Origin of the sequence: Sinosporangium siamense (assembly GCF_016863435.1) — a bacterium.
GTDB lineage: Bacteria > Actinomycetota > Actinomycetes > Streptosporangiales > Streptosporangiaceae > Sinosporangium > Sinosporangium siamense.
Map to the genome: position 1 here is coordinate 105,605 of NZ_BOOW01000038.1, position 20,143 is coordinate 125,747.

Below are 20,143 nucleotides of genomic sequence, written 5' to 3' on the forward strand. Positions count from 1 at the left end.
AGGAGGGACGGCGAACGGCGGTTCACGCGGCCTGCCGGCCGCCCGCTTCGTCCTCCGCGGGGCGGCGTGAGAGGCTCTCCATCGTCTTGAGGTAGGACCGATTGCGCAGGGCCGGCACGAGCAGTGTCCGCAGCGCGGCGAAGACCGCCAGGGCCGTGGCCGCGGCGGCCACCAACGGCACGCCGACCGCCTCCCCCGGGGGCACGAGCATGCTCACCGCCGCCACCCCGAGCCAGAGCGGCAGCGCCACGAGCTGGCGGACCCCGAGGTCGCTCTCACCCTCTTGGCCGTAGCACGCGCACCGGATGCTCTCCCCTCGCCGCATGGCCACAAGCGCGGCCCCCGCGAAGGAGAAGCCGAGCCCGGCCACCAGGGTCCCCGTGAGGGGATTGCCCGGCGCGGCCAGCAGCCCCACCGCCGCCGCCGTTTCCGCGGCCGGCACGAGAAGGGCAACCGCGCGCACCGCGGGCACGCGGAGCGCTTCGAGCGTCTGCCTGAAGGGGCGCGGGACGGCGAGTTTCTGAGCCGCGGCATACATCAGCAGCAGTGCCGCCGCGAGACGTACGGCGACGCCGAGCGCCTCCATCATGCCGCCGACGTGGACAGGGCCCGCGTGACCGGCGGCGGGCATCCCCGAGGACGTCCCTCAAGAAGCCCGTCAAAGAATCCCAACTCGCCGTGGCCCCCGCCGGGTGGCGCCTTGGCCGCATCTGTCACCCGATGGCGTGACGCCACCGCAGCGCCCGGCCAAATGTCCTTCTCCCCGAGCAAATCTCCGGAGTGCGGCACCACCGCCGCCGGGGGAACATGTGCCGTCCCCCGCGTCGACCGCCCACCTGGCGCCGAGGCCGGAGCGTCCGTCACAACCCGATGCCTCTCATCCGGCCGGGAGAGTCCGGCGCTCGCTCCCATCGGCGGCGCGTCGGCGGCGCCGTTCCCCGCGACCGCGGCCGCCGTCCATGTGGTCACTCGCGAAACCTGTAGTCGGGATATCCGCCGCACGGTGCTCACGAACTCCTCCAATGTGCTTAGACAATGCGTTCACGGTGCTTACTGGTGTCGCTACTCTCGCAATCCCCAATAGGCCGCAGAAATCCAGCACAAAGCAGGCGTGGTAGTGCCGATCCTCCCCCCTGTTGTCATATTCCACAGGATTCTGCGACAGTCCGCCCTTTACATCAATGCCCAATACGGCAGTCGATGGATCGCCACCGTCGCGCAAACCCTCACTATTCGGCAGCGCAGAAAACCCACTTTCGACCGGCCGAATGAGGGTTTATGGCCCGACCGCTTACAGTGGCGATCTCATCACACCTGAGGATGCAATATGACAAAGCAGATGACAAGAGGGGTAAGGAGATTATTTTCATTCCGCGAAAAACCCGCTGAACCGCTTCAAGAGCCACCGGACACAGCACCGCACAGCGGCGCATGACACCGGCACCGCATGGCGGGACAATGGCGGAGGCGGACGGGAATCGAACCCGCCACGCCGAGCTACTCGGCGTCATCGGTTTTGAAGACCGAGGGGGCCACCAGGCACCCATACGCCTCCTCGGCGGACCGCACGGCGCCCCGCGGGGAGAAGCACGAGGAGGATATTACTCACGGGAGGCTTCGCCGTACGAGCTCCCGGAGTGAGGCGTCCGGCCGGCGCGTGTGTCCCAGCCTGTCGAGATGCTCCAGCAAGGGGATCGCGATCCGGCGTGTGGTGCGCAGCGCCTCCCTGGCCTGCGCCGTCGTGAAAGGCTGCGGCAGGCCGCCGAGTATTTCGAGGGCCCGCTCGACCGCGTCGTGGGGCAAGACGATGCCCCCGCCGACACGCCTGAGCAGGCCCACGGTCTCGGCCGCGGCGAGCGCTTTGGCGTCAAGGCCCAGGCGAGCCAGTTCCTCGGCCGTGGGGGCGCCGAAGGGGACCGCTTTCCACTGCCGGTGCAGCGTCTCGACCGCCGCGGCGACGCCGGGTGGCAGGGTGGGGGCGACCGCGGTGAAACGTCCGCGGCTGCGGTGCAGCGCGAGGTCCGCGGCGAGTCTGTCCACAAGGGCGCGATCGGGGAGGAAGAGCCGTCGCTGGATGTCCTGTGCGGACAACCCTGGATCCTCCGGGGATGTCTCCGCGCGCAGCTTCAGGTGGGAGACGAGCCGCTCCTTGAGCTCCCGCCAATGCGCGGCGTCGGCCAGCCAGTCGTCGACCACCGGCGAGTCCGGCGGCGGCGCTATGCCCATCGCCATGAGGTCCGCGCGGCGTACCAGCCCTCGCCGCCGCACCTCCGCCGCCCCGTCCGGCACCCCGTCCATGTCCGCCAGCTCGACGGCACGCCGCTTCGCGTCCCCCTTCCGCCGCACGTGCGGCGGGCACGCGTCCAGCACGGTCGTCCCCCAGATGCGCCGGCTCCCCGGGTCGCGCAGCAACGCGCGGTCCCCTATGCGCAGCGGCAACCCTTCGCTCACGAGGACGCGGGCCGTGTCGTCACCCAGCATCCGCACCCTGGCGGGTATGGCAGCCGCCCCCACATGCCACACGCACTCCCGCGGCGGCCGATCGCGGTCCGCCGAGCGGCCGGCAGGCTGCGTCAGCCGTACATCCACAAAGGTGGACGAGAGCCACCGGTCAGGTGAGACGAGGGCGATGCCGCGGCGCAGAGTGGGCGGTACGGTGCCCCGCAGGTTGACCGCGACCCTCGCCGGGGCCCTGACCTCGTCGCACGGTTTTTGCCGGCTGTGCAGTCCGCGCACATGCACGGGACGGCCGTCCGCCGTGAGGGTGTCGCCGACCCGGATCTTGCCCGCCCCGAGGGTGCCGGTGACGACGGTGCCTCGGCCGGCGATGGTGAACACCCGGTCCGCCCAGAGCCGCACATCGGCGTGGACGTCCGGCTGAGGCAGCGCGGCGCACACCCCCCGCAGAGCTTCGCGCAGCGGGTTCAGCCCGGCGCCCGTGGTGGCGCTGACCGCGAGGGCGGGCATGTCCGCGAGACCGGTGCCCGCGAGCCGCTCGCGGGCCTCCCGGGTCGCGGGCCCGGGGTCGGCGAGGTCCGACCGTGTGATCGCGAGCAGGCCGTGGCGGATGCCGAGGGCGTCGACGATGTCGAGGTGCTCCTGCGACTGCACGCGCCACCCCTCGTCGGCCGCGACGACGAACAGGACGGCGGGCACCGCACCCACCCCGGCCAGCATGTTGGTGATGAACCGCTCATGTCCTGGCACGTCGACGAAGGCGAGGTCGCCGGTCCAGACGAACCCGAGGTCGATGGTGAGCCCCCGTCGCTTCTCCTCCTCCCAGCGGTCCGGCTCCATCCCGGTCAAGGCGCGCAGAAGCGTTGATTTGCCGTGGTCGACGTGACCCGCCGTGGCGATCACGTGCACGCGGCCACCACCGTTTCGAAGATCAGGTCGTCGTCTCCCGCCGGGACCGCGCGCAGGTCGAGCAGCAGGTGCCCGCGTTCGACGCGGCCGAGCACGGCGGGGGTGGCGGCGCGCAGGACTTCGGTGAGGGAGGCGTCGAGCGCGACCGCCGCGCCGGGCAGGGTCACGCCGGGTGCGGCCCCGCCGCCGACGGTGCCGGTGCTCTCGACCGCCCACGCGCTCACGCCTGCCTCTTTGAGGCGTGCGGCGAGGGCCTCGGCGCGCCGCCGGAGCTCCTGAGGTTTCGCCGACAGCCCGGACGAGGTGGGGTTGTCCCCGCCGGTGAGGGTGGCCTCCAGGGCCGCCAGCGTCAGCTTGTCGACGCGCAGGGCCCGGGCCAGGGGATGCCGGCGCAGGCGCTCCACCAGGTCGGCGCGGCCGAACACGAGGCCGCACTGGGGGCCGCCGAGCAGTTTGTCGCCGCTCGCGGTCACGAGGTCGGCCCCTTGGTGCAGCCAGGTCGCCGTGTCGGGTTCTTCGGGAAGCAGGGGCTCCGGCCGCAGCAGGCCGGAGCCCGCGTCCGCCACCAGCGGCACCCCCCGCTCCCTGCACAGCGCCGCGAGTGCGGGGATGTCCGGCGTGCCGGTGAAGCCTTCGATGCGATAGTTCGACGGGTGCACCTTCAGCACGGCGCCGGTGTGCTCGCCGATCGCCTCGGCGTAGTCGCGCACGCGGGTCCTGTTGGTGGTGCCGACCTCCCGCAATCGCGCTCCGGTGGCCACAAGCAGGTCGGGTAGCCGGAAACCATCTCCGATCTCCACCATCTCCCCCCGGCTGATGACGACCTCCCGGCCCTGCGCGAGGGTGGTCACGGCCAGCACGAGCGCCGCGGCGTTGTTGTTGACGACGTGCACGGCCTCGGCGTCCGGTACGGCTGCGGCCAGCGCGGCCAGTGCCGTACGCCCGCGCCGTCCCCGCCGCCCGGTGCCGAGGTCGAGTTCGATGTCGGTGGTGCCGGCGGCCAGGGACAACGCCCGCACGGCGGCGTCGGAGAGGGGGGCACGGCCGAGGTTGGTGTGGAGGAGCACACCGGTGGCGTTGACGACCCGGCGGGGGCCGTGGCGGGCGAGCAGGCCGAGTGCGGCCTCGGGCACGGCGTCGGGGCCGATGTCGCCGGTTCGCGCGAGCCGCTGCGCCTCGTTGACGGCGGCTTTGACCTGGGCTCTGCCGTACCTCGCGAGGGGTTCGGTGAATCTCGGGTCGGCGAGCACAGCGTCCGTGCGGGGAATCAATCGCCGCAAATCAACCATGTTGGTCATTATCCATATTGTTTAGAATCTGATCATGCCTCGATTGACGGAATATGCCACGGGTGGCGGCTGCGCCTGCAAAATTCCCGCAGGTGAGCTGGAAGAGGTGCTTGCCGGATTCGGCGTCACCCCTCCCGGCAATCCCGAAGGGGAGCTGCTCGTCGGGCTGGAAACGGGCGACGACGCCGCGGTGGTGCTCACCAAGGACGGCACGGCGATTGTCAGCACCGCCGATTTCTTCACCCCTGTCGTGGACGACGCCTACGACTGGGGCAGAATCGCCGCCGCCAATGCGTTGTCCGACGTCTACGCGATGGGCGGGCGTCCCCTCGTCGGGCTCAACCTGCTCTGCTGGCCCCGGGAGAAGCTGCCCTACGAGCTCGCCAGGGAGGTCCTGCGGGGCGGCGCGGACATCGCCCGCGAGGCCGGGTGCCACCTGGCCGGAGGGCACAGTGTGACCGACGTCGAGCCGAAGTACGGGATGGCGGTCACCGGGGTCGCCGACCCCGCTCTCCTCATGCGCAACGACGCGGGCCGGGCGGGACTGCCGCTGTCGCTCAGCAAACCCCTCGGCGTGGGGGTGCTGAACAACCGGCACAAGGTCACCGGCGAGGTGTTCGCCGAGGCCGTCGACACCATGACCCGCCTCAACGCCGCCGCCTCACGCGCCGCGACGGAGGCGGGCGTGCGGTGCGCGACCGACGTCACCGGCTTCGGACTGCTCGGCCACCTCTACAAGCTGGCCCGCGCCTCCGGGGTCACCGCCGTGGTCGAGGCGTCGGCCGTACCCCTGCTGGCCGGGGCGCGCGAGGCGGTGCGCGACGGGTTCGTGCCGGGCGGGTCGCGCCGCAACCTCGAGTGGGTGGCGCCCCATACCGAGGTGCGGGGGGCCGACGAGGAGACGCTGCTCCTGCTGGCCGACGCCCAGACCTCCGGTGGCCTCCTGCTCGCCGGGGAGATCCCGGACGCGCCCGTCATCGGGGAGTTGATCCCGCGTGGGGCGCATCCGCTGGTAATCCGGGGGTGAGGAGGACACTCCCGATATGCGGAGAGATCACGAGGAAGGCTGATAGCGGTAGCCGACGCCCCAGACGGTGATGATTCTGCTGGGTGTCGCCGGATCGGCCTCGATTTTCTCCCTGAGCCTGCGCACATGCACCGTCACCGTGGCGGAGTCGCCGAACGACCAGCCCCACACGCGGTCGAGGAGCGCGGCGCGGCTGAACGCCTGGCGCGGATGAGTCATCATGTGCGCCAGCAGGTCGAACTCCTTGGCCGTGAGCTGGAGCTCCTGGCCGCCGAGGCGAGCCTCCCGGGTGTCGGCCGACAACACGAGGTCGCCGTCGCTCAGCTCTCCGGTGACCACGGGGGCGCTGCGGCTCTCGCGCAGCGCCGAGCGCACGCGGAGGGCGAGTTCGCGCGGGCTGAAGGGTTTGGCGAGGTAGTCGTCGGCGCCGGTCTCGGCGCCGACCAGCCGGTCCATCTCCTCACCCAGGGCGGCCAGCATGATCACCGGGATGGGACCGAGTTCGCGCAACCGCCGGCAGACCAGCAAACCATCCATATCCGGCAAGGTGAGGTCGAGCACCACCAGGTCGGGCCGCCGGGTCCGAGCGCGCCGCAGCGCCTCCTCGCCGTCGCCGGCGCATTCGACCTCGTGGCCGTCGCGCTCCAGGTAACGGGCGACCACCTCGGCCACGTCGCCCTCGTCGTCGACGACCAGGATCCTCGCCGCCGTTGTGCTCCTCATCCGCCCACCGTATGTCGTAAACGCCCATTCCCCGGCATTTCACCCCTGAGGAAAGCCAGGGGAAGATAAGGGTTGACCCCGCTTCGCACGGGGAGTGCGAACAAAGTACGTTGAACGCATGGGACGCAAAATTCTCGCCGTCGTCGGCGCACTGGTAGCGCTATACCTCGTGTTCGGGTTCCTCATCCCGGCGGTGTTCGCGACGCTCAAGTTCCTTCTCGTCTTCGGCCTGATCGCGCTGGTCGTCGTGGCCGGCGTCACGCTGTACGGCAGGCTGGCCAAGTAGCCCGGCCGTGCCGCACCTGTCGCCGCTCGCACTGATCTCGGTGGCCCTGTGGGTCCTCGGGGTCGACGGCGATCTCAAAGGTGCGGTGGCGGTCGCGGTGGTGGCCGGGCTGGGCGCGCTTCTGCTCGGGCTCAGCCGGATCTTTCTCCGCGGCGAGGCCCGGGTCGGCCTCCGGTCCGCGCTGTGGACACACGACCGTGCCCGGCGTGGCACGATCGACCGCCAGCGTGATCCCGACGCGGCGGGACGGTCACGTCCCCGCGCCCCAACTGTGAGCCCCGCGCTCGCGTAGCCGCGCCGTACGGCCTCCGGGCTGTACGGCACAGCGGTCTACGCGGGCGCCTCTGCCATTTCCCTACATCCCTGGCAGAAGGGCTCCCTTGTCATGTTCGACGCCATACTTCAATTCACGACCGGCCTGCTCACCGGGCTGGCCGCACCGCTGACTCCGCTGGCCGGCGGCAACGCGATCGCCTTGGCGATCGTGCTGTTCACCCTGGGGGTGCGGCTGCTGCTGTTGCCGCTGACGCTCATGCAGGTGCGGGCGACGCGGGCCAAGGCCAGGCTCGCCCCCATGCGCCGCAAGCTGGCCGAGAGGTATAAGCGCAACCCCGAGCGCCTCCAGCGGGAGGTGGCCGCGTTGCACGCCCGCGAGGGGGTCTCCCCCTTCGCCGGGTGCCTGCCGATGGCCGCGCAGGTGCCGTTCTTCTGGTTGCTCTACCAGGTGTCCACGGGACCTGTGACGTCGATGGGGCACGCCCTCTTCGGCGCACCTCTCGGAATGCAGGTGGCCGGCGTGATCGGCGTCCACGGGTTGCTCAGCGTGCCCGTGGCGGTGTTCGCGGCGGTGTTCGCCTTGATGCTGATCGTGGCGTGGCTCATGTCGCGGATCACGCGACGCTCGCTGACCGACGACGTGCCCGAGCAGCTGCGGCGGATCATGCCGCTGCTCTCTTACGGCACGGTGGTCTTCGCCGCCTTCATCCCCCTCGGGGCGGCACTCTATGTGTTCGCCTCCAGTGCGTGGACGGCGGCCGAGCGGGGGTTGTTGTACCGCCCCGCGCAGGCCGTCTGAGGGCTCTCCAAGGCTTGTCAGCCGCGCTCGCGCAGCGATGTGGATAGCCCGAAACCCGGGTTATGGCCATTGTGGCCATGGTGGTGATTGTGGTCCACGGGCTGTGGTGCGGGCAAAACCGCCCACACCGTGGTCACATCACCGTCACGTCTCACCCCCCAGCGTTCGGCCAGAAACTCCACTATGCCCAGCCCGCGGCCGCCCAGTGACGACAGAGTGGGCCTCCCCGCCCTCGGCTCGGTGGCCGCTCCTCCGTCACTCACAGCGACCTCCACCTGTCCGTCGGTCCAGCGCCAAGACACCTTGATCTCACCTGATGGCAGGGGGTGCGCATGCCTCAGGGCATTGCTCAGAAGCTCGCTGACCACGAGCACCGCATCGTCTACGGCGGTCGCGAAGACTCCCCATTGTTGCAGCTCAGTGCACAGGCGTTGGCGCGCGACGGCGACGCTGGACGGCGCGTACGGAAGCAGGACGACGCTCGACGTACTCACCTCCCCGATCCCCGCGATGAACACTCCAGTACGACCGAAATGCCCCGTTCAATGGCCATGGAAACCGGGCACCAACTACAGCTTGTGCACATTGGACAATAGACGAGCCTTCTCGTGACCACTTCGTTACTCGTTCGCAGTGTCTAGTCGAGTATGGGATGTGGCCCTAGCGAGGTTGAAGGCGGGGTAGGCGCAATTGCGAGCACGAGTCGCATACGTGTGCCGCCACCGTCGCGAGGGTGGGCCGAAATCTCTCCTCCCTGGGCCCGCGCCAGGCTTCTCACGATGTAGAGCCCGAGGCCAACGCCCCCGAACCTCCTGCGGTCGCCGCTGTCGGCCTGGACAAAGCGCTCGAAGATCCGGTCATGGTCGGCGGGCGAAATCCCTACGCCCTCGTCGTCCACCACCAGCACCACGTGACGCTTCTCAGCCCACGCCTCCACCCGAATCAGGCCGCCGTCGGGGGAGTACTTAAAAGCATTTTCCAAAAGTTGGCCAAGAACGATCTCCGTAGCGACCTGGTCACCGATCACCGGAGGCAAACCCTCCGCCGGCAGCACCACCTCGACCGTGTGCCGGTCGGACAACGACGGCAACCCCAGTGTGGCCGCCTTCACCCGCGCCGCCAGATCAAAGCTCTCCATCCGGATCGGCAACTCGTCGGCCCCGGCCCGCGCCCCGAGCAGCAGGTGGTCCATCAGGTTGCCCAGCGACCCCGCCCGCTCGGCGATCGTGTGCACGGCGGCACGCCGCTCGTCGTCGCTGAGCTTGTCCCAGCGGGCATCGAGCATGCTCGCGAACCCCCGAACCACCGTGATCGGCGTGCGCAACTCGTGGCTCGTCGTGGCGAGGAACAGGTCCTTGGCCTCCTCCAGCTCCTTGGCCTGCGTCACATCGCGGAAGTCCACGACGACCTCGCCGGTCTCCTCGATCTCCGCGCTCACCACGTCGAGCCAGCGCCCGGAGACGAGCTGGAATGTCAGCTTCCGCCCCGGATCCGGTAGCTCAAACGGCGGGAACTCCCCGATCACCTTGTCGGCCGGGTAACCGGTCAACTCACCCGCCGCCGGATTCCACCGCAGCACCCGGCCCTCCTGGTCGAGTACGGCGATGCCGTCCGCGCTGGCGTCGAAGATCGCCCGCTCGTGCGCACGCTGGCGCACGGCGTCCTGGTAGGCCATGGCGTTCCCCACCGCGATGCCCGCGTGCCCGGCGAGCAGTTCGAGCACCTCCAGCTCCAGATGCCCCGCCTTGCCCTTGGCGAACAGCGCGTAGAGCGCGCCGTACGGCCTGCCGCCCACGGCGGCCAGCCCGAGGGCGATGGTGTGCAGGCCGGGGAGTTTGGACCAGACGAGGTCATCGAGGCACCGCTTCTCCCCGGTCTCCAACATCACCGTCCGGCCGGTGCGCAGCAGCCGGTCCACCAGGCTCTTGCGCAGGTCGGAGGTCGCGCCACGCAGGTCGGGCGGCAACTTGTAGCCGCTCACCAGCCGCAGCATCTCCCCCTCGATCTGGACGAACCCACCGGCGTCCGCCCCCGTCAACTCGGTCAGGCTCGCCGCGATGCGGTCAAGCACGGCGGGCAGCTCACGCTCGGCGTTGATGTCGGCGACCACGTCGGTGAGCCGGCGGACCAGGTGGGCGCGGCGCGCTTCACGCCGGTGCGCGGCCTCCTCGTCCTGGCTGAGGTGGTGGACGCTCACGAAGCCCACCACGGCTGTGCCGTACCTCAGCGCGCTGGTGTCGACGCGCACGTCGAGCAGCGTGCCGTCGCGGCGGAAACGCCTTGTGCGCAGCGAGACCTGGCCTCCTGTGCGCACGCGCTCCAGGACGGCGTTGTGCTCGGCGGTCAGCTCCTCCGGGATGATCGGCGGCCGGCGGCCGACCACCTCTCCGGCCGACCACCCGAAGAGGCGCTCGGCCGCGTCGTTCCACACGAGCACGGTCTGATCACGATCGAACGCGACGACGGCATTGGGCGAATTGGCGAGGACTGCCCCCGCGATGCCGTCGTCAATGTCGGCCATTGAGAACACCCACATACACATAGTGCCGGGTTAAGTCGCCTGATCATGGCACTTTCGTGGTGTGACGATCCGTCCGCTACGCTGCGCGGAGAACTCCGACACGGGGTGAGAGGGTGGGGGAATGTCAACCGGCGACCTCGATGCCCTGGTGCGAGTGACCGCACCCAACTACGTGGGAAAGTCCCGGCCAGAGATCGCCTTCGGCACGACCGACAGTCCGGTGGGCACGCTGGTGCTCGCCGTGACCGGGCGTGGCGTGGTCTCGTGCAGCTATGAGGACGAGCACACGGTGTTCGAGCGCATCACGCGCGGCGTCGGCACGTTCATCGGCCCCGACCCGCGCCGGCTCGACCCGGTGCGCCGCGAGCTCGACGCCTACTTCGCCGGGCGGCTGCGCACCTTCCCGAGCCCGGTCGACCTGCAGCTGGCGACGCCGTTCGCGCGCACGGTGCTGCAGATGATGACCGCCGTGCAATATGGCACGGCCACGACCTATGGCGAGATCGCCACCCGCATCGGGCGCCCGCAGGCGCTGCGCGCCGTCGGCAACGCCCTCGTGGCCAACCCGGTGTGCCTCATCGTGCCCTGCCATCGGGTCGTGGAGGGCCCTGGGGCCCTCGGCGGCTATGCGGGGGGCACCGCCGCCAAGGACCACCTGCTGCGCCTGGAAGGCGCCCTCTAGGCCTTGCGGCGGGCGAGGCGACCCACGGCCAGGGTCACCGCTGCGGAGACCGCAAAACCGCCTAGAGCGCCATTCATCCAGCTTTCTCGTGTGAAGCCAATCGCCGTGCGGACATCGGCCCACATCGCATCCCACCATGGGAGTGTCGGGGTAGAGGTGGTCAACCAGTACGCCGCGAACCCCAGCAGCCAGGGCAGCACCATCAGCCACCGCGACGGCGCGTTCTCGCCGGCGTTCCACCGCTTCGCCCCGCCGAGCACGAAGTAGTCGACCGCGAGCACCGCGAACATCGGCACGAACACCGCGCCGATCACCCCCAGGAACGCGCCGTAGGAGTTGACGTCCACCATGAGCGCCACGCCCGTGACGAGCACGCCGATGGCCACCGAGAAGATCCTTCGGTCGACCTTCGGCATGAGGTTCTGCAGCGACATGGCGGTCGAGTAGACGTTGGCGAAGGACTGGTCGGTCTCGCGCAACACCAGGATGCCGAAGAACACCGCGCCGAGCGGCGCCGCCACGAACGCCTCGGACACCCGGCCGCCGTCCATGCCGACGAGGGAGAGCGCCGCGATGCCGAGCGCCAGGCAGGCCACCTGCGCGATCGTGTAGCCCCCGACCACGCCGGCGAAGGCCGCGCCGCCCGACCGCGAGTGCCGCGCGAAGTCCGCCGCCACCGGCACCCACGAGACCGACAGCGCGATCACGTAGTCCACCGCGGGCGCGAACGCCTCCCACGACCCGCCGCCAAGCGACGGCACCTCCCGGAACAGCGCCACCGACAACCACACCATCGAGACGACGACCCCGACGGTGACGAACCTCCGCAGGATCCTGATCGACCCAAGCGGCCAGATCGTGAGCGCCACGGTGACCAGGCCCGCGAGGACCACCCAGACGGGGTACGGCACCGCCGTACCGAAGATCGCTTCGGCGCCCTTGGCGATCACCCAGAGCTCGTAGGCGCCCCAGCCGAGCATCTGGACGATGTTCAGCACGGTCGGGACGTAGGACAACTTCGCCCCGAAGAGGCCGCGCAGCAGCACCATCGCCGGCCAGCCCGTCTGCGCGCCGGGGATGGCGGCCAGGCCCACCATCGCCGTGCCGATCAGGCTGCCGACGATCGCGGCGACCACGGCGGCCGAGAAGGTGAGCGGTTTGCCCTGGAGGGGGTCGAGAAGGAACAGCGCGCCGGAGAAACCCAGCAGGCTGACGCCGAGATTGGCCCAGAACGCGCCCTGGTCGAGCACGCCGAGGGTTTTGGGAGGGGAGTCGGTGAGGGTGAGGGGGGCTTCTTTGCCTTGGGAGGCTGGGTCTTGCTGGGGGTCAATGACGGCAGACGTCATCCCACGCTCCCTACGCCGGAATTACCCGGATACAGGTTCAGCGGTCGGCAACGGATCAGTTGCCCTCTCAGCCCGGTTCTCCGAGCTCCCGCGGTTCGTGCAGTTTGCGGGCCCATCATGCACCATGGCGGGCGGCTGCTCCCAGGTCGGGGGTAAGGCGGCGGCCTCGCAGGGTCTTGCTCTCCCCACGAGGCCGCACAGCCGGAAATCGACCTCAGGCCCGACCCGCACGATTGCGTCGCCCCGGGCAGGCGCCGCCGACCGGCGGCCGACGGGGGCGCGGGCTCAGATGACCGCGGGCTGCCGCCCGGTCTCGCTCACCATCTCCAGCCCCGCCGCCGCCCACGAGTGCATGCCGCCGCCGACGTTGACGGCGTCCCACCCCACGTGGTTGAGCCAGGCGACGGCGTTGGCCGAACGCCCGCCGACCCTGCAGACCACATAGACCGTGGACTCCTTGGGCACCTCGCCGACACGGCGCTGCAACTCGCCGAGGGGGATGTGGACGGCGGACTCCACGTGCCCGGCCTGCCATTCGTCGTGCTCGCGCACATCGAGCAGATAGGCGCCGCCCGGCACGGCTCGAACGTCGACCTCTGGGACCATCATGCCGCTCATTCTTCCAGTTGAGGGTGGTGAATCATGCCTTTCCCGCTGAACGCCCCCGGCGCCCCCGCGGGTTCCCCGGCGCTCACTTCAGCAGCCGGGAGAGCCGCCGATCCGCGAGCGGCTTGCCGCCCGTCTGGCAGGTGGGGCAATACTGCAGCGACGAGTCGGCGAAGGAGACCTCCCGGATGGTGTCCCCGCAGACCGCGCACCGCTCCCCGGTGCGCCCGTGCACACGCAGCCCCGACTTCTTCTCCCCTTTGAGATCTTTGGCCGCCAGTCCCCTGGAACGTTCCACGGCATCGCGCAGCGTGGTCACGATCGCCTCGTGCAACTCGGCGATCTGCCCGTCGGTCAACGTGGATCCCATCTTGAAGGGCGACATCCTCGCCGCGTGCAGCACCTCGTCCGAGTAGGCGTTGCCGATCCCGGCCACCACGCTCTGGTCCCGCAGCAAACCCTTGATCTGGGTACGGCTGCCGCCCACGATCTCCTTGAGCAGCGCGGGCGTGAAGTCCTCGGCCAGCGGATCGGGCCCGAGCCGGGCGACACCCGGCACCGTGGCCGGATCGTCCACAACGTAGACGGCCAGGCGCTTCTGGGTGCCGGCCTCGGTCAGCTCGAAGCCCGGTTCACGCCCGTCGTCGTCGGGCGCGAGCCGTACCCTCGCCGCCATAGGCCCCTTGCCCGGACGCACCGGCTTCGCCCCCGACAGGTCCTCTCTCCAGCGGAGCCATCCCGCCCTGGCCAGGTGGATGACGACATGGATCCCGTCGACATCGATGTCGAGAAACTTGCCGTGCCGCGACACACCGGTGACGGTGAGCCCGCCGAGCGCGGTGACGGGCGGGTCGACGGTCTTGAGCGCCTGGAAGGCGACGACCTCGACCCTCGCCACGACACGACCGACCGCCTGTTCACGGAGGAACTCAACGAGCGACTCCACCTCTGGAAGTTCCGGCATGCCAACACGATATCCGCAGGTCAGCGAGCTTCCACCAGCCCTGGGGCCGGAGTCAGGGCACGTCCCAGAAGGCGAGCTCGTGCGCGACGCCCTGGACGAACAGCTCCTTGGCCCGGCCGGGGTCGGGCGCGGCCTCGTCGATCATCTGTCCGATACGGGCGGCGAGAGCGGCGAACCCGGGGTCGGCGTAGGTGTTCACCCAGGCGCGGTAACGGGGTTCAGCCGGCGGGTTCTCCGCCAGAATCTGCCCAAGCGTGGAGTAGCCCCACATGCACGGGTAAAGCGCGGCGAGTCCTTCGGCGTAGTTCTCCGCCGACTCCAGCAGGAAGCTCGTGTACGCCGCACAGGCGGGCCCCTTCTTCGCCCCCTCCAGGTCGGCGCCGAAGTCCGCCGACAGGGACCTGTGCAGATCGAGCTCCTCGTGGAAGGTCGAATGCGCGAGATCCACCAGATCGCCCAGGTGCTCGGCCGGAGCCTGCCAGGCCAGCCGGGAGAACACCCGCACATAGTCGAGCAAGAACAGATAGTCCTGCTCCAACCAGGACCGGAACACCGGCTCAGGGAGGTCCCCCTGGGCGATCCCCCGCACCGTGGGGTGCGCGAGCTGGGCGTCCAGCAGGGGACGACCGATGGCGTGGAGTTCCGCAGCGATGCTCATGAGCACAGGATTCTCCCAAAACCCCTCCCCATGGCGACATCCGGGCATGTCAATCCCCCGGTCGCCTAGGCTCGAAGGGTGAACATCACGATTGCGGAGGAAGTGCTCCTCCTCGCCTACAGCGAAGACGAGGGCAAGCTACTGATCGGCGGCACCCAGGTAGATGCAGCCCTCGGCGGGGCCATCCTTGCCGAACTCGCACTTCTCGGACGCATCGCCTTCGTCGACAAGAAGGTCGTCGTCCAGGACGCCACCCCCGTCGACGACGAGGAGCTCAACGACGCCCTGACCCGCATCGCCGAGGACAAGAAGACCCGCAAACCCGACTGGTGGGTCTACAAACTGCACTCGTGGAAGCTGCGCAAGCGCTTGCTGACCCGCCTCGCCGACCGGGGTGTGCTCGGGGAGGAACAGGTCAAGATCATGGGCCTCTTCCCCAGCACCCGCTACCCCGAGCGCAACCCCAGCGTCGAGCTGGCCGTACGCGAACGCGTGCAGAACGTGCTTTCCGGCGCGGACCCCGACGAACGCGTCGCCGTCCTCGTGGCGGTGCTCGTCGGCTGCCAGCTCGTCCGCAAGGTGTTCCCCGACGCCTCCAAGGCCCGGCTCAAGGAGATCACCGAGGGTGACTGGGCCGGTGAGGCCGTGAAGAACACCATCGCCTCCATCAACGCCGTCGTCATCACCGCCGTCACCGCGGGCGCGATCGCCGGAGCCGCGTCGGGCTAGAGAGCCCGCCGAAGGACATGCGGGCCGGTACGGCATAAGCCGCCCGGCCCTACGTCGCTTCGCAGCAGGTCACTTCTCGGTGGTGAGGGCGTCCTTGGGCACCGGCGTGCCGTTCTTCAGCGCGTTGAACAGCGAAAGCGCCTTGTCCCGCTGCCACTGGAGCACGCTCCCGACCCCCGGCACGTCCGCGGGCGTCACCGGCACGCTGGTCGTGATCGGCTTGTTCCCCATCGCGAGGCCGAGCGACAGCAGGTTGAACGCGCTCGTCGTGGGCCCCACGCTGACCGAGTCGGTCGCGCTGGTGGCCAGTGGGACCATCTTGAACGGGTTGATCAACGTGCCGGGGCTCGACGCCTTGTCGACCACCGCGGCGAAGAACTGCCGCTGCCGCTGAGCCCGGTCGAGGTCGGGCAGCCCGCCGGTGACACGTGTGCGCACGTAGCCGAGCGCGGTGCCGCCGTCCATGTCCTGGCAGCCCTTCTTGAGGTTGATGCCCGCCTTTGGGTCCTTCAGCGGCTGCTTGACGCAGATGTTCACGCCGCCCACCGCGTCGACGATGTCCACGAACCCGGCGAAGCCCACCTCCATGTAGTGGTCGAGCCGGAGCCCGGTGACCTCCTCCACGGTCCTGGCCAGCAGCGGAGCCCCGCCGAACGCGTAGGCCGCGTTGAGCTTGTTGCGCCCCTTGTTGTGGATCGGCACGTAGGAGTCGCGGGGGAGGCTGATGAGCAGCGGGCGCCCGTCGTCGGGAATGTGCAGCAGCATCATCGTGTCGGTGCGCTGCCCCACAGCCCGGCCGGTGGCGAGCCGCCGCCGGTCGGCCTTGCTCAGCCCCTTGCGGCTGTCGGAGCCGACGAGCAGCCAGTTCTGACCGGCGGAGTCCGCCGGGCGGCCCTCGTAGTCGACGAGCACCTTGTCATTTGCCGTCAGCCGCCCATTGATCCAGAAATATCCGGCGATTGAGGCGACAAGCAGAACCACGAGCAGCCCGGCCAGCACTCGGAGCACGATCCGCACTGTACGGCGAGGATCGCCCAACCCGCCCCCTTTCCCCGAACCGGTCGAGCCGCCGTTGCCGCCGCCCCCACCCCTGAACCTGTCGAACGCCGACCTCAGCGCCGAGCCGCCGTCCTCCGAGGAGGGCCGCATGGGCCGAACCGGCGTTTTGCCCGATCTTTCCTTGCCGTAAACACGGCCGGGCCGCCCCGGAGACCCGGAAGCCGACGAGGTGGACTGCACCGCCGAGCCCTTTCCTTTCGAGGCACCCGGCTTGGCCGGGGGTTCTTTGTGAGACTTCGCCTGGCCGGCCTTGTTGCTCTTCGCGGCGTCCGCCGGGCCCGCGTTGTGCGCTTTGGCGGCTCCGGCTTTGGCGGCTCCGGCTTTGGCGGCCCCGGCCTTGCCTGGCTTCGCCGTACCGGATCTGCCCGCGGGCTTGGGCGGCGCCCCCATCATGGGCTCGCCGTGCGCGGGCAGGGCCATGGTCGGATCGACCGGTGTGGCCTTCTTGGGCTTCGCCGCCCCCCTCTGCGAGGGGGCCGGCATCATGGGCTCGCCCTGCGTCGGCAGGGCCATGGTCGGGTCAGCCGCTCCCGCACCGTCTCGCCGAGTGTCCCCGCGGCCGCTACCTTGGGCCGGGTAGGCGGGCTGTCCCGCCGATTTGGCACGCTTCGGTGTGGGCTGGAGCAGCTCGCGCGTACGGTCGTCTGGCCTGTCACCCAAGTGAAACTCCGCCCAAATCCATACAAACGAACGCCAAAGCGCCCTGACACCTTCGACGCTACGCGCTGTCACGGCCGCGTGCCGTCCCTCATGCCAAGGTTTCCCAAGGAAAAGTACTCACCCGCTTGCCAAGTCGCCAACAAAACGGCTCGTTGGCCGGGTAGGGAAACAAGAAGCCCCACGTGGTTCGTTACCGTTTGAGGACGACCTCTATCGAAAGGACGATCGTGTCCACTCCGGACCCGTGGAGTACCGGCCCGTGCAGACGCACGGGTCCCCTTGACATCTTCGCGCCCAGGCAGACCGATTCCGCGGCGGAGCCGCTGAGGTGAGCCTCGCTCTTGGCCTGCTGGCCGTCTTCGCACTCACCCTCGGCACGGGATACTTCGTCGCCCAGGAATTCGCTTTCGTCGCCGCAGATCGCGGCCTGCTTCGTGAGCAGGCCGACGCAGGCGACCCCGCCGCGCAGCGTGCCCTCGCCGTCACAGGACGGCTGTCGTTCATGCTGTCCGGCGCCCAGCTCGGCATCACCGTCACGGCGCTGCTGGTCGGCTTCATCGCCGAACCCGCCATCGGCGTGGCCGTGCGACCCGGCCTCGCCAACCTCGGCATCCCCGACGCCGCCATCACCGGCGTGTCGGTGGCCATCGGCGTGATCGTCGCCACCGCCATCCAGATGATCCTCGGCGAACTGGCACCGAAGAACCTCGGCATCGCCAGGCCCGAGATCGTGGCCAAGGCCCTGTCCCGTTCCACCCTGATCTACCTCAAGGTGGCCGGCCCCATCATTCGCTTCTTCGACTCCGCCGCCACCGGCCTCCTGCGCAAGGTGGGCGTGGAACCCGTCGAGGAAGTGGAACACGGCGCCACACCTGAGGAGCTTTCCCGCATCATCGCCGAATCCACGGCGTCCGGCGAACTACCCCCCAAGCTCTCCGAGCTCCTCGACCGCGCGCTCGAATTCGGCGACCGCACCGTCGAAGAGATCATGGTGCCCCGCCCCCGCGTCGTCCACCTTCGCGCGAGCCGCCCGATCACCGACCTGATCGACGCGCTGAAGGAGGCCGGCCACTCCCGCTATCCCGTCCTCGGCTCCGACGGCGACGACGTCGTGGGCATGACCGGCGTGCGCGAACTGCTCAAACACGGCGTCAGCGACGCCCCCATCTCCACCATCACGAGGCCCGCCCTGCTCATCCCCGACTCGTTGCCACTGCCCTCCGTGCTTGAGCGCATGCGGGCGGCGGGCGACGAGATCGCCTGCGTCATCGACGAATACGGCGGCCTGGCCGGCGTCGTCACCGTCGAGGACCTCGGGGAAGAGCTGGTCGGCGAACTCATCGACGAAAACGACGCCGAACCTCTCGGCATAGTGCCCCAGGAGGAAGGCACCTGGGACATTCCCGGCACCCTCCGCCTGGACGAAGTGGAACGCGCTATCGGCATCGCCCTGCCGGAAAGCGATGACTATGACACCCTCGCCGGACTTGTCCTTGCCCACCTGGGCCGCATGGCCGAACCCGGCGACAGCATCACCGTCCCGCTCACGCAGGACACCGACCTGCTGGACGAGGAGACCACCCACAACGGGCACGAGGCCGGGCTGACCGTCCTGTCCGTCCACCGCCGCGTGCCCGAGTGGGTACGGCTGGCGCCCGCCGTGCCGTCGAGGAGCGCCACATGAGCACCACCGCCTCCCTTCTCCTCGGCGTCGTGCTGCTCATCGGCAACGCCTTCTTCGTCGCCGCGGAGTTCGCCGTCATCTCCGCCCGCAGGCACCGCTTGGAGGAGCTGGCGGGCGGCGCCTCCCGGCTCACCAAGGCCGCCGCCCGCGCCGCCGTACGCGGCGGCCGGGAGCTCTCCCTGATGCTCGCCGGCGCCCAGCTCGGCATCACCCTGTGCTCCCTCGGCCTCGGCATGGTCACAGAACCCGCCATCGAACACCTGCTGGAACCGGTTTTCGCCGCCATGGGCGCGCCGGAGACCCTCCGGGTGGCGATCTCGTTCACCATCGCCCTAGCCCTGGTCACCTTCCTGCACATGGTCATCGGCGAGATGGCCCCGAAGTCGTGGGCGCTCACCCATCCGGAACAGGCCGCGCTAGGCCTGGCTCTGCCGTTCCGCGGCTTCGTGTGGCTGGCCCGCCCGCTTCTGGCGGCGATGAACGGCTTCAGCAACCTGCTGCTGAAGCTCTTCGGCGTCAACCCGCGCGACGAACTCGCCACGACCCGCACTCCCCACCAGCTCGCCATGCTGGTGGGCGAATCCGGCCGGATGGGCCTGCTTGACCGCGCCGAGCACGACCTGCTCACCCGCGCCCTCCGCGTCCACGGCGAAGGCGTGGACCGCCTGGCCATCCCGATCGGCGAGGTGGCCGCCGTCCCCGCCAACGCCCCCCAGGACCACGTCCACCGCGAAGCGATCCGCAGCGGCCACGTCCGCCTCCTGGTCCACACGGGAACCCCGGAAGACGTCGTAGGCGTGCTCCACGCCCGAGACGCCCTGGTCCACCCGAACAGAACCCCAGGCGAACTGGCCCGGCCCATCCCCCACCTGACGACCACAACCACAGTCCCGGAAGCCGTGGCCACCCTCCAGGAAGCAAGAGCCCACCTGGGCCTGGTGACCAACGCCGCCAACCGAGTAGTCGGCATGGTCAGCCTGAGCGACCTCCTGGGCGAACTCCTGGACATCAAAACCCCGGCGACCAACTAAACACCCACCAAACGAGGGCCGCCCCGGCAAGGGGCGGCCCTCACCCATGTCGACCACAACATCTGCAAGGCACCAGAAAGCCACCAGCAACCCCAAGGAGCTAGAAAGGAAGAGGCCCCCCGGCCATGAAGATTGCCCTTAAAGAGGTCTTCACCCCCACCAGCCCCCCACGTAAGTTGACCCACACCACCCCCACAGCCACACACCGAGAGCACACCCCAGCCAAGGAGCCCGAAAGTGAACCCGCCCCGAGTCCAAGAAGCGACCCGGCCAAGGCGTTCACCAACCGACACCCCCGAGGCGACGCCGACCGGCGCCCACCCCAACCCCACCAGGAAAGCAACCAACCTGAAGCCCCAACCCAGGCCCAGCACCCACCAGAGCCCCAACCCCGCCCAAACCCAAAGCCCCCACGAAACCCAAGCGATACCCCCTGG

General features: G+C 69.5%; 19 protein-coding genes and 1 tRNA gene. 8 read left to right on the forward strand and 12 right to left on the reverse strand.

Annotation, left to right across the window (positions count from 1 at the left end):
- Nucleotides 1-22: 22 nt before the first annotated feature.
- The 4 genes from Ssi02_RS29480 to selA all read right to left on the reverse strand — a co-directional run bounded on the left by Ssi02_RS29480 (nucleotide 23) and on the right by selA (nucleotide 4,664).
- Nucleotides 23-631, reverse strand: a complete 609-nt coding sequence (locus Ssi02_RS29480) for a MauE/DoxX family redox-associated membrane protein (RefSeq protein ID WP_204030857.1) — start codon at nucleotides 629-631, stop codon at nucleotides 23-25.
- A gap of 828 nt (nucleotides 632-1,459) precedes the next feature.
- Nucleotides 1,460-1,555, reverse strand: a tRNA-Sec gene (locus Ssi02_RS29485).
- Nucleotides 1,556-1,605: 50 nt separating this feature from the next.
- On the reverse strand, nucleotides 1,606-3,366 hold the full coding sequence (gene selB, locus Ssi02_RS29490) for a selenocysteine-specific translation elongation factor (RefSeq protein WP_204030858.1): 1,761 nt from the start codon (nucleotides 3,364-3,366) through the stop codon (nucleotides 1,606-1,608).
- Nucleotides 3,357-4,664: an L-seryl-tRNA(Sec) selenium transferase gene (selA, locus tag Ssi02_RS29495; RefSeq protein ID WP_239129990.1), complete on the reverse strand. Its 1,308-nt coding sequence runs from the start codon at nucleotides 4,662-4,664 to the stop codon at nucleotides 3,357-3,359. Before selA ends, selB begins: the two co-directional genes overlap by 10 nt.
- Before the next feature lie 25 nt (nucleotides 4,665-4,689).
- Between selA and selD the strand changes: the two genes are divergently transcribed.
- Nucleotides 4,690-5,682, forward strand: coding sequence for a selenide, water dikinase SelD (gene selD, locus Ssi02_RS29500; RefSeq protein ID WP_204030859.1), 993 nt, complete (start codon nucleotides 4,690-4,692; stop codon nucleotides 5,680-5,682).
- A gap of 27 nt (nucleotides 5,683-5,709) precedes the next feature.
- Here the strand turns inward: selD and Ssi02_RS29505 are convergent, their stop codons facing one another.
- Entirely contained in the window at nucleotides 5,710-6,405 is a 696-nt protein-coding gene (locus Ssi02_RS29505) for a response regulator transcription factor (protein WP_204030860.1), read from the reverse strand.
- A 118-nt stretch (nucleotides 6,406-6,523) separates the two neighbouring features.
- On the opposite strand from Ssi02_RS29505, the gene Ssi02_RS29510 reads away from it, so the two are divergent.
- The 3 genes from Ssi02_RS29510 (at nucleotide 6,524) to Ssi02_RS29520 (ending at nucleotide 7,766) form a co-directional block, all read left to right on the forward strand.
- Nucleotides 6,524-6,691: a hypothetical protein gene (locus Ssi02_RS29510; RefSeq protein ID WP_204030861.1), complete on the forward strand. Its 168-nt coding sequence runs from the start codon at nucleotides 6,524-6,526 to the stop codon at nucleotides 6,689-6,691.
- 7 nt (nucleotides 6,692-6,698) lie between these two features.
- Entirely contained in the window at nucleotides 6,699-6,983 is a 285-nt protein-coding gene (locus Ssi02_RS29515; protein ID WP_204030862.1) for a DUF6412 domain-containing protein, read from the forward strand.
- 93 nt (nucleotides 6,984-7,076) lie between these two features.
- Complete coding sequence (locus Ssi02_RS29520; RefSeq protein ID WP_204030863.1) at nucleotides 7,077-7,766, forward strand: YidC/Oxa1 family membrane protein insertase; 690 nt, start codon at nucleotides 7,077-7,079, stop codon at nucleotides 7,764-7,766.
- Nucleotides 7,767-7,783: 17 nt separating this feature from the next.
- On the opposite strand, the gene Ssi02_RS29525 is transcribed toward Ssi02_RS29520, so the two are convergent.
- Nucleotides 7,784-8,260 carry an ATP-binding protein gene (locus Ssi02_RS29525; RefSeq protein ID WP_204030864.1) on the reverse strand — a complete coding sequence of 159 codons (477 nt, stop codon included), beginning with the start codon at nucleotides 8,258-8,260 and terminating at the stop codon, nucleotides 7,784-7,786.
- 143 nt (nucleotides 8,261-8,403) lie between these two features.
- Complete coding sequence (locus Ssi02_RS29530) at nucleotides 8,404-10,287, reverse strand: sensor histidine kinase (RefSeq protein WP_204030865.1); 1,884 nt, start codon at nucleotides 10,285-10,287, stop codon at nucleotides 8,404-8,406.
- A 121-nt stretch (nucleotides 10,288-10,408) separates the two neighbouring features.
- On the opposite strand from Ssi02_RS29530, the gene Ssi02_RS29535 reads away from it, so the two are divergent.
- Nucleotides 10,409-10,969, forward strand: a complete 561-nt coding sequence (locus Ssi02_RS29535) for a methylated-DNA--[protein]-cysteine S-methyltransferase (RefSeq protein ID WP_204030866.1) — start codon at nucleotides 10,409-10,411, stop codon at nucleotides 10,967-10,969.
- Here Ssi02_RS29535 and Ssi02_RS29540 read toward each other — a convergent pair.
- The 4 genes from Ssi02_RS29540 to Ssi02_RS29555 form a co-directional block, all read right to left on the reverse strand.
- Nucleotides 10,966-12,315 carry a purine-cytosine permease family protein gene (locus Ssi02_RS29540; protein WP_204030867.1) on the reverse strand — a complete coding sequence of 450 codons (1,350 nt, stop codon included), beginning with the start codon at nucleotides 12,313-12,315 and terminating at the stop codon, nucleotides 10,966-10,968. The two genes, Ssi02_RS29535 and Ssi02_RS29540, sit on opposite strands and share 4 nt — an antisense overlap.
- Before the next feature lie 285 nt (nucleotides 12,316-12,600).
- On the reverse strand, nucleotides 12,601-12,933 hold the full coding sequence (locus tag Ssi02_RS29545; protein WP_204030868.1) for a rhodanese-like domain-containing protein: 333 nt from the start codon (nucleotides 12,931-12,933) through the stop codon (nucleotides 12,601-12,603).
- 73 nt (nucleotides 12,934-13,006) lie between these two features.
- On the reverse strand, nucleotides 13,007-13,885 hold the full coding sequence (locus Ssi02_RS29550) for an Fpg/Nei family DNA glycosylase (protein WP_204030869.1): 879 nt from the start codon (nucleotides 13,883-13,885) through the stop codon (nucleotides 13,007-13,009).
- Nucleotides 13,886-13,937: 52 nt separating this feature from the next.
- Nucleotides 13,938-14,543 (reverse strand): TenA family protein, encoded by a 606-nt coding sequence (locus tag Ssi02_RS29555; protein ID WP_204030870.1) that lies wholly within the window; start codon nucleotides 14,541-14,543, stop codon nucleotides 13,938-13,940.
- A 78-nt stretch (nucleotides 14,544-14,621) separates the two neighbouring features.
- Between Ssi02_RS29555 and Ssi02_RS29560 the strand changes: the two genes are divergently transcribed.
- Nucleotides 14,622-15,272: a GOLPH3/VPS74 family protein gene (locus Ssi02_RS29560; RefSeq protein ID WP_204030871.1), complete on the forward strand. Its 651-nt coding sequence runs from the start codon at nucleotides 14,622-14,624 to the stop codon at nucleotides 15,270-15,272.
- Nucleotides 15,273-15,341: 69 nt separating this feature from the next.
- Here Ssi02_RS29560 and Ssi02_RS29565 read toward each other — a convergent pair whose 3' ends face one another.
- Nucleotides 15,342-16,991 (reverse strand): LCP family protein, encoded by a 1,650-nt coding sequence (locus Ssi02_RS29565; protein ID WP_239129993.1) that lies wholly within the window; start codon nucleotides 16,989-16,991, stop codon nucleotides 15,342-15,344.
- A 328-nt stretch (nucleotides 16,992-17,319) separates the two neighbouring features.
- Here Ssi02_RS29565 and Ssi02_RS29570 point away from each other — a divergent pair, with 328 nt between their 5' ends.
- Together Ssi02_RS29570 and Ssi02_RS29575 are read left to right on the forward strand one after the other, a co-directional pair.
- Nucleotides 17,320-18,675 carry a hemolysin family protein gene (locus Ssi02_RS29570; RefSeq protein WP_204030872.1) on the forward strand — a complete coding sequence of 452 codons (1,356 nt, stop codon included), beginning with the start codon at nucleotides 17,320-17,322 and terminating at the stop codon, nucleotides 18,673-18,675.
- Nucleotides 18,672-19,706 carry a hemolysin family protein gene (locus Ssi02_RS29575; RefSeq protein WP_204030873.1) on the forward strand — a complete coding sequence of 345 codons (1,035 nt, stop codon included), beginning with the start codon at nucleotides 18,672-18,674 and terminating at the stop codon, nucleotides 19,704-19,706. Before Ssi02_RS29570 ends, Ssi02_RS29575 begins: the two co-directional genes overlap by 4 nt.
- Nucleotides 19,707-20,143 lie beyond the last annotated feature (437 nt).

What these genes read in the sequence shown, in the direction of transcription:
- Ssi02_RS29575 (WP_204030873.1), top strand. Translation starts at nt 18,672, where the DNA reads ATGAGCACCACCGCCTCCCTTCTCCTCGGCGTCGTGCTGCTCATCGGC.
- Ssi02_RS29530 (WP_204030865.1), bottom strand. Translation starts at nt 10,287, where the DNA reads ATGGCCGACATTGACGACGGCATCGCGGGGGCAGTCCTCGCCAATTCG.
- selD (WP_204030859.1), top strand. Translation starts at nt 4,690, where the DNA reads ATGCCTCGATTGACGGAATATGCCACGGGTGGCGGCTGCGCCTGCAAA.
- Ssi02_RS29510 (WP_204030861.1), top strand. Translation starts at nt 6,524, where the DNA reads ATGGGACGCAAAATTCTCGCCGTCGTCGGCGCACTGGTAGCGCTATAC.
- Ssi02_RS29480 (WP_204030857.1), bottom strand. Translation starts at nt 631, where the DNA reads ATGCCCGCCGCCGGTCACGCGGGCCCTGTCCACGTCGGCGGCATGATG.
- Ssi02_RS29520 (WP_204030863.1), top strand. Translation starts at nt 7,077, where the DNA reads ATGTTCGACGCCATACTTCAATTCACGACCGGCCTGCTCACCGGGCTG.
- Ssi02_RS29550 (WP_204030869.1), bottom strand. Translation starts at nt 13,885, where the DNA reads ATGCCGGAACTTCCAGAGGTGGAGTCGCTCGTTGAGTTCCTCCGTGAA.
- Ssi02_RS29545 (WP_204030868.1), bottom strand. Translation starts at nt 12,933, where the DNA reads ATGAGCGGCATGATGGTCCCAGAGGTCGACGTTCGAGCCGTGCCGGGC.
- Ssi02_RS29535 (WP_204030866.1), top strand. Translation starts at nt 10,409, where the DNA reads ATGTCAACCGGCGACCTCGATGCCCTGGTGCGAGTGACCGCACCCAAC.
- Ssi02_RS29540 (WP_204030867.1), bottom strand. Translation starts at nt 12,315, where the DNA reads ATGACGTCTGCCGTCATTGACCCCCAGCAAGACCCAGCCTCCCAAGGC.
- selA (WP_239129990.1), bottom strand. Translation starts at nt 4,664, where the DNA reads ATGACCAACATGGTTGATTTGCGGCGATTGATTCCCCGCACGGACGCT.
- Ssi02_RS29505 (WP_204030860.1), bottom strand. Translation starts at nt 6,405, where the DNA reads ATGAGGAGCACAACGGCGGCGAGGATCCTGGTCGTCGACGACGAGGGC.
- Ssi02_RS29555 (WP_204030870.1), bottom strand. Translation starts at nt 14,543, where the DNA reads ATGAGCATCGCTGCGGAACTCCACGCCATCGGTCGTCCCCTGCTGGAC.